Annotated in this window: 2 protein-coding genes; both read right to left on the bottom strand. The window is 68.1% G+C overall.

Going from position 1 to position 2,435, the window contains the following annotated elements; translation table 11 throughout:
• A partial coding sequence (locus ACXC9Q_RS22800; RefSeq protein ID WP_457058663.1) for a transposase domain-containing protein occupies nt 1-631 on the bottom strand: 631 nt, incomplete at its 3' end.
• A 189-nt stretch (nt 632-820) separates the two neighbouring features.
• Entirely contained in the window at nt 821-2,230 is a 1,410-nt protein-coding gene (locus ACXC9Q_RS22795) for an IS1380 family transposase (protein WP_457058662.1), read from the bottom strand.
• Nucleotides 2,231-2,435: the final 205 nt, after the last annotated feature.

The following is a 2,435-nucleotide window of genomic DNA, read 5'->3' as shown; positions in this document are numbered from 1 at the left end:
GTTCCAGCCGGTCCAGCAGCGAGCCGGTCAACGTGGCCTCGGACTGGGTGTAGGCCCCGACCTGTGCAGCGAACACCGCGTGGGTGCCGCACTCGGCCAACGCCACGACCCGGGCCTGCGGGAACGCCGCCTGCTCACCCTTGTTCACCCCCGGACGCCCGAAGTACTCCGCGTTCACCGCCGTGTCGGCGACATCGAGGCAGGTCCCATCGACCGCGACCAGACGGCGCCCGGCCAACCACACCCCCGGGGTCGCCTCACCACCGATCGGCCGGGCCACCCGCTCGAACAACGCAGCCAACGGCTCCGACCCCAGCCGGGCACGGGCCTGAAAGATCGCCGACTTGCTCGGCGGCACGTACGACTCCTGCCAGCCCGAGGCCCACGAAAGCCCATCGGTCAACTGAGACAGCACATCCTCATACGACCCCTCGGAAAACAGCGCCATCCCGATCGAGAAGTACGCAACCACCCGCGCCGGCAACGCCCGATGACGCAGCTCGGTCCGCCCCACCCCAGCAATCACCTCGTCGACCAGCGCCGGCGGGAACACCCGCGTCAGCATCCCCACCGACACCAAGTCCGACAACCGACGATCCGACTCCGGTTTCTTCCAACCCGCCCGCGGCATGCACCCAAACTACACCACCGCCATCTTAACTGAACGGTATTGTGGCTAGCCCTGGTCTTTCAGTAGGCCGTTGATCTGTGGCGTGGACGGGTCCGAGGGGTTGCGGGTCGTGGGTGGGCGTGAGGGGTCGGCCGGCTTGCCGGCTGTTCCGTTTGTCCTTTGGTTGTGGGTGGTCAGGGGTGTCGGTGTTCAGGTGCGTAGTGGGTGCGGGATCAACGCGAGACGGGCGAACGCGGCCGCGAGATCGCGGGCCCAGGTCCAGTGCTTGGCCAGTCGGATGTAGGTCCGGCGTTGGCCTCGGGTGATGCGGGCGGCGGTGTGGAGCAGCCGGTAGCGCAGCGCTTTGGGTTCGCATCTGGCCAGGTCGCCGTCGAGCAGCAGGTGCTGGGTCCAGGCGATCAGATCGATCGCGGTCAGCGCGAGTTCCAGCCAGGCGGCGTTGAGCGCGAACAGCCGGGACGGGAACCGGCCGATGCCGGTGTCCTTGCCGCAGCGGATCCGGTCTTCGACCCGGGCATGGGCACGGTGTCTGGCCTCGAGGTGGGCGAGCTGGCCTCGGGGTGTATCGGTGGCGAAGGCCTGGTAGCGCAACCCGTCACGCTGGTCGAACAGCGACAACTGGGCGCCCGGATGAGGTCGTTCACGGCGCACGATCACCCGCATCCCGGGTGGCCAGCCCGCAGCGGTCAGTCCGTCCAGGAAGCCGGTGACCTCGGCGACGTCGGCGCCGTCACGCACCGATCCGTCCGCCTCGATCGCCGGCGTCCACGCGGTCTTGGGGAGTGCCTCGATCGCGGCCTGAACCGCGCGAGTCATGGCGAACCCGACCGAAAACTCCACGTCCAGGTTCTGGTCGCGCAGCCCGCGCAGATGCGCCAGCCAGTCTCTCGTGGCGCCTGCACCATCGGCCCGGATCAGGATCGGGCGGCCGTACCGCTCAGCGTCGGGGATCTGGGCCAGCGCCAGATCGGTCACCGTGATGTGGTCGACCGCAGTGTTGCTGCCCGCGTTGCCCGGGCGCAGCAGCCCGGCCAGTGCTTCACCGGTGTTGTCGAGGAACGCCAGCACCGGGTGATACCCGAAACCGCCTTTGAACGTGGCCGCCGCAGCCTCTTTCTCGCTGTGACAGGTCACCAGGCTGGCGTCGACATCGATGACCAGGCCCGGCAGCACGCGCCCACCCGCCCTCGCGGCCGGCAACACCCGCCCGAGTTCGGCCCGTGCGAGCCAGGCACGCTCCCGAGCCACCGCACGAGCCTGCCGCAACCGGCCCAAGACGGCCTCATCGACACTGTCCAGAACCCGCCACGCCGTGGCGGTCGAGGCGACCGCGCCGAACAGTTCGGGCTGGTCCCGCAACACCGCCAGATCCGAAATCGCCTCGCCACCGTCGGCCAGCATCACCGCGACATCGACCAGCACCTGGCCCGGATCATGCCGCGAACGGCGCTCCCGCAACCCCACCACGGCCTGACCGAACGTCTGCAGCAGGCCGGTGGCCTCGGCCAGATCCGCGAGCAGCCGCGACCCGGCATGCGAGGCGACACCCCGCCCATCGGCCGTCACCGTGACCGCCGGACGCGTCGTTGTATTCTGCACCTACGAAGTGCCTTCCCGCTTGGACAGTTCTGAGTCTTAGACACACCCAGAATCCCTTGCAGGTAAGGCACTTCTCTACATCTACGACGCGTGTCGACCCCCGCGATCACATCGTTACTGCAACGCCGGGGCTAGACCCAATACCGTTCAGTTAAGATGACAGTGGTGTAGTTTGTGGGGCATGCCGCGTGCGGGTTGGAAGAAG

Source organism: Kribbella sp. CWNU-51, from assembly GCF_054073265.1.
This window is presented reverse-complemented; position numbering and strand designations above follow the sequence as displayed.